The organism is Streptomyces fuscigenes (assembly GCF_021556455.1).
GTDB classification, from domain to species: Bacteria; Actinomycetota; Actinomycetes; order Streptomycetales; family Streptomycetaceae; genus Streptomyces; species Streptomyces fuscigenes.
Genome location: NZ_JAKGCV010000379.1, coordinates 1 through 5,393, shown reverse-complemented (window position 1 = coordinate 5,393; position 5,393 = coordinate 1). Strand labels below are relative to the sequence as shown.

The window sequence follows — 5,393 nt, the reverse complement described above, 5'->3', positions numbered from 1 at the left end:
GGCCATGAGGTGGCCGTGCCGCAGCCGCTCGGCGGCCGGCAGGCCGCGCAGCGTCGCGGACAGCACGCCCGCGGCGAAGGCGTCGCCCGCGCCGACGGGCGCGACGACGTCGACGTCCAGCGCGGGCACGGTGACCGCCTCGGAGCCCGTGTAGAGGGTCGCGCCGGCGGAGCCGCGCTTGACGACGAGCGTCTCCGGCTCGGGCAGGGCCGCGCGGATCGCGTCCGCGCCGTGCACGCCCCAGGCCGCGGCGGCCTCGTCCTCGCCGACGAGGACCAGGTCGGCGCCGCGGGCCAGGTCCAGCAGCACGCGGGCGCCGGCCGGGTCCCGCCACAGCCGGGGCCGGTGGTTGACGTCGAACGACAGCAGCGGGCGGCCGGGGCGGCGGGCGGTGAGGTGCTCCAGCAGCGCGAGGCAGTCGGCGGAGAGCGCGGCGGTGATGCCCGACAGGTGCAGGATCCGGCAGTCGTCGAGGACGTCGAGCGGCATGTTGGCCGGGGACATCGCGGAGGCCGCGGAGCCGGCCCGGTAGTAGGCGACCTCGTGGGCGCTCGACGCGCGGTCGTCGGCGGTGCGGAAGTAGATGCCGGTGGGGCGGTCCGCGTCCCGCCGCACGGACGAGGTGTCCACGCCGTAGGCAGCTATGGCCTCGACCAGGTGGTCGCCGAAGCCGTCGGCGCCGACCCGGCTGACCCAGGCGGCGCGGTGGCCGGCGGAGGCCAGGGCGCAGGCGACGTTGGACTCGGCGCCGCCGATGGTGCGGGCGAAGGAGGGCACGTCCGCGAGGCGGCCGGACCGCGACGGGACGAACGTGACCATGGACTCTCCCAGGCACACAACCTCGGTCACTCGCCGACTCCTCCCAATTGACCCCATGTCGGCTCGGATGTTAGACAACGACGAGCGTCATGCGCAACGTGCGTTGCACCATGCGCAACGCACCCCGATACTGCGGGCGCACCACCGCAGGCGCACCACCGCAGGATCGACGCAGGAACAGCAGGACACAGCAGGCAGCACGGCAGACAGCAGGGCCCGCCGTCACGGGCGACTCACCCACCAGGAGCGCACACCCATGGGCACGAGCAGCGAGGAGGCCGTCGCAGGCCTCGCCGGCATCCGCGTCGACCACCGCTTCAAGGGGCTGCCGCCGGACGCGGAGGGGCTCACCGTCGGCGAGCTCGCCGCCCAGCGCCGGTCCCTGTTCACGGGCGGCTTCACCACGCCCGTGCTGGCCCTGTCCGCCGAGCGCGTCGAGCACAACCTCGCGCTCCTGGAGACGTACACGACCCGCCACGGCCTGGCCTTCGCGCCGCACGGCAAGACGTCCATGGCACCGCAGCTGTTCGAGCGGCAGCTCGCGCACGGCGCCTGGGGCATCACGGCGGCCGTCCCCCACCAGGTGCGGGTGTACCGGGCGTACGGCATCGCGCGGATCTTCCTCGCCAACGAGGTCGTCGACGCCGCCGCCCTGCGCTGGATCTCCGCCGAGCTGGACGCCGACCCCGGCTTCCGGTTCGTCTGCTACGTCGACTCCGTGCGCGGCGTCGAGCTGATGGACGAGGCGCTGCGCGCGGCGGGCGCGCGGCGGCCGGTCGAGGTCGTGGTGGAGCTGGGCGCGGGCGAGGGCGCGCGCACCGGCGCCCGTACCGAGGAGGAGTGCGAGCGGGTCGCGGCGGCCGTCGCCGCCACGGGCACGCTCCGGCTCACCGGGGTCGCCGGGTACGAGGGCGAGGTGCCGGAGGCGGACGGCGAGCGCGTGCGCGCCTACCTGCGCCGCCTGGTGGCGCTGGCGGCCGCGCTCGACGCCGCCGGACGGTTCGCGGACGCCGGGGACGTCGTGATCAGCGCGGGCGGCAGCGCCTGGTTCGACGCGGTGGCCGACGTGTTCGCGGAGATCCCCGAGCTGTCCGCGCCGGTGGTGAAGCTGCTGCGCTCGGGCGCGTACGTCTCGCACGACGACGGCCACTACCGCGAGGCCACGCCGTTCAACCGGGTGCCCGAGGAGGGCGCGCTGGAGCCCGCGTTCCGGCTGTGGGCGCAGGTCGTCTCCCGGCCGACGGAGCGGCAGGCGTTCGTCAACGCGGGCAAGCGGGACGCCGCCTACGACCTGGACCTGCCGGAGGCGCAGGTCGTGCGCGACGGGCGCACGGGCGAGGTCCGGCCCGCCGCGGGCGTCTCGGTGGTCAAACTGTCCGACCAGCACGGCTGGATCGCCACGGAGCCGGGCGCGGACCTGGAGGTCGGCGACTGGGTCGGGATGGGCCTGTCGCACCCGTGCACGTCGTTCGACAAGTGGCAGCTGATCCCGCTGGTGACGGCCGACGGCACGGTGACGGACCTCGTCCGCACGTTCTTCTGAGAAGCGGGGTACAGGGTGGATCTCGTCATCCGCGGAGCGCGGGTCGTGGACGGCTCGGGCGGGCCGTCGTTCCGCGCGGACGTCGCCGTCGACGGGGGCCGGATCGCCTCCGTCGTGCGCGAGGGCGGCGGCCCGCGGCCCTCGGGCCGGCGGGTGCTGGACGCGGCGGGCCTCGCCCTGTCCCCCGGCTTCGTCGACATGCACGCGCACAGCGACCTGGCGCTGCTGCGCGACCCCGAGCACGTCGCGAAGGCCGCCCAGGGCGTGACGCTGGAGGTGCTCGGCCAGGACGGCATCTCGTACGCGCCCGCCGACGACCGCACGCTCGGCGAGATCCGCCGCACGATCGCCGGCTGGAACGGCGGCGGCCCGGGCGACGGCTCGGTCGACTTCGACTGGCGCACGGTCGGCGAGTACCTGGACCGGATCGACGGCGCGTTCGGCGGCCGGGGCACCGCCGTGAACGCGGCCTACCTGGTGCCGCAGGGCTCGGTGCGGATGCTGGCCGTCGGCTGGGACGACCGCCCGGCACGCCCCGGCGAGCTGGAGCGGATGCGGCGGCTGGTGGCCGAGGGCCTGGAGCAGGGCGCGCTCGGCATGTCGTCGGGGCTCACCTACACCCCGGGCATGTACGCGGACGACGCCGAACTGACCGAGCTGTGCCGGGTGGTGGCCCGCCACGGCGGCTACTACTGCCCGCACCACCGCAGTTACGGCGCCGGGGCGCTGGCCGCGTACGCGGAGATGGTGGAGCTGACGCGCACGGCGGGGTGCGCGCTGCACCTCGCCCACGCGACGATGAACTTCCCCGAGAACGAGGGCCGCGCCCCGGAGCTGCTGGCGCTGCTGGACCGCGCGCTCGCGGAGGGCGCCGACATCACCCTCGACACCTACCCGTACACGCCCGGCGCGACGACGCTCGCCGCGATGCTGCCGAGCTGGGCCCACGAGGGCGGCCCGGACGCCACCCTCGCCCGGCTCGGCGACCCGGACGCCGCCGCGCGCATCCGGCACGACGTGGAGGTGGCGGGCTCGGACGGCTGCCACGGCGTGCCCATCGACTGGGACACCATCGAGATCTCGGGCGTCGTCGAGCCGGCGCTCGCCGCGTACGTGGGCCGGTCGGTGGCCGCGTCGGCGCGGGCCGCGGGCGAGGAGCCGTGGACGGTGGCGCTGCGGCTGCTGACCCGCGACCGGCTCGGGCCGACGATCCTCCAGCACGTCGGCCACGAGGACAACGTCCGCCGCATCATGCGCCACCGGGTGCACACCGGCGGCAGCGACGGCATCCTGCACGGCGCCAAGCCGCACCCGCGCGCGTACGGCACGTTCCCCCGCTATCTCGGCCACTACGTGCGCGAGTTGGGGATCCTCACCCTGGAGGAGTGCGTGGCGCACCTGACGGGGCGGGCGGCGGCGCGGCTGCGCCTCGGGGACCGGGGCCTGGTGCGCGAGGGCTACCGCGCCGACCTGGTGCTCTTCGACCCGGACACGGTCGCGGCGGGCTCCACGTTCGAGGCCCCGAGGACGCCGCCGACGGGGATCCCGTACGTGCTGGTCGGCGGCGCGTTCGTGATGGAGGACGGGCGGCGCACGGACGTGCTGGCGGGCCGCTCGGTGCGACGGAGGGCCGACGGCACGGCGAGGTGAGGCACCCCGGCCCGGCCCGGACGGCCCGAGCGGCGCGCGGCCCGGGCGGCGGGGGCCCGCCGGACGTCGGCGGCCGGGACGGGGGTCAGTGCTTGAGGCGCGACGGGCTGGCGGGGTAGACGCCCAGCATCTTCATCTGGCTGGAGAAGAAGCGCAGTTCCTCCAGGGCCAGCGCGACGTGCGGGTCCTCGGGATGCCCCTCGGCGTCGACGTAGAACTCCGTGGCCGTGAAACTGCTGTTCTGGTAGCTCTCGATCTTGGTGAGGTTGACGCCGTTGCTGGCGAACCCGCCGAGCGCCTTGTAGAGGGACGACGGGATGTTGCGGACCTCGAAGAAGATCGTGGTGATCATCTTCTGCCCGGTGTGCGCGACGGGCGGCGGATTCCCGGTCACCGCGAGGAAGCGCGTAGTATTGTCGGGATTGTCCTCGACGCCCGACTTGAGGACCGTCAGGTCGTAGAGGCCGGCGGCCGCGGGCGGCGCCAGCGCGGCCTCGGTCGCGTCGCCGCCCTGAGCCACCTCGCGCGCCGCCCCGGCGGTGTCGTGGGTGACGATCGCCTTCCAGTCATGGGCGTTGATGATGTTCCGGCACTGCGCCAGCGCGTGTACATGGCTGCGTACGCTGCGCACGTCGTCCAGGGCGACGCCCGGCCGCACCATCAGGTCGAAGTGGATGGGCAGGAAATGCTCCTGCGTGATGGTGAGTCCGGAACTCGGCAGAAGATGATGCACATCGGCGACCCGGCCGGCAATTGAATTGTCCACCGGAATCACCGCCACATCGGCCTGGCCCCGCTTCACGGTGTCCAGGGCCTCGGTGAAGGTCTCGCAGGGGATCTGAACGCTTTCCGTGTACATTTCCGTGCACGCCGCGGCCGAATTCGAGCCCGGCTCGCCCTGGTAAGCGATCGTCAGAACCATGCGCCTAGTATAGCGGCACGGTTCTGGTGATCACGTGGACCCACGGCTCGGGGGGCCGCCCGCCATGGGGGCTGCACGCCCCTCCGATCGCCGGTCGGAGCCGCCCGGTGAACCCTTCGGACCCACCGTGCGGTGTGATGTCCGTCACTGCACAGAAAAGAAAGCGAAAGCCCTTTTTCGATGCGCCCGCACGACAATCCCCCCGCGATTTCCCAGGCACAGTGCATCCGCCATGGGGATGCCGCCCTCAGGGCCCTGAATCATTTCGATTCCCTGGGCCACCGGGATCCGGAAAACGCCTGGCGACTCTTCAATGAACAGTGCGACTGGGCTGCTTCCATATCCGCCCGGCCCGCGGAGGCGCCGCGGGCTCCCTCCGCGGCCGTGGGCGGGCAGCGGCGCCCGGCGCCGGAACGGCGCGACGCCGTGGGCACCGCGGGCGACGGGAACACGGCGGAG

General features: G+C 73.9%; 4 protein-coding genes. 2 read left to right on the top strand and 2 right to left on the bottom strand.

Annotated features, from left to right (window positions below; all coding sequences use genetic code 11):
- A partial coding sequence (locus L1885_RS22830) for a sugar kinase (RefSeq protein ID WP_235799050.1) occupies window positions 1-876 on the bottom strand: 876 nt, incomplete at its 3' end.
- A 199-nt stretch (window positions 877-1,075) separates the two neighbouring features.
- Between L1885_RS22830 and L1885_RS22825 the strand changes: the two genes are divergently transcribed.
- Both L1885_RS22825 and L1885_RS22820 read left to right on the top strand, forming a co-directional pair.
- Entirely contained in the window at window positions 1,076-2,362 is a 1,287-nt protein-coding gene (locus L1885_RS22825; protein WP_235799049.1) for an alanine racemase, read from the top strand.
- Between the two features lie 15 nt (window positions 2,363-2,377).
- On the top strand, window positions 2,378-4,012 hold the full coding sequence (locus tag L1885_RS22820) for an N-acyl-D-amino-acid deacylase family protein (protein ID WP_235799048.1): 1,635 nt from the start codon (window positions 2,378-2,380) through the stop codon (window positions 4,010-4,012).
- A gap of 85 nt (window positions 4,013-4,097) precedes the next feature.
- On the opposite strand, the gene L1885_RS22815 is transcribed toward L1885_RS22820, so the two are convergent.
- Window positions 4,098-4,934: a prephenate dehydratase gene (locus L1885_RS22815; protein WP_235799047.1), complete on the bottom strand. Its 837-nt coding sequence runs from the start codon at window positions 4,932-4,934 to the stop codon at window positions 4,098-4,100.
- Window positions 4,935-5,393: the final 459 nt, after the last annotated feature.

What these genes read in the sequence shown, in the direction of transcription:
- L1885_RS22825 (WP_235799049.1), top strand. Translation starts at nt 1,076, where the DNA reads ATGGGCACGAGCAGCGAGGAGGCCGTCGCAGGCCTCGCCGGCATCCGC.
- L1885_RS22815 (WP_235799047.1), bottom strand. Translation starts at nt 4,934, where the DNA reads ATGGTTCTGACGATCGCTTACCAGGGCGAGCCGGGCTCGAATTCGGCC.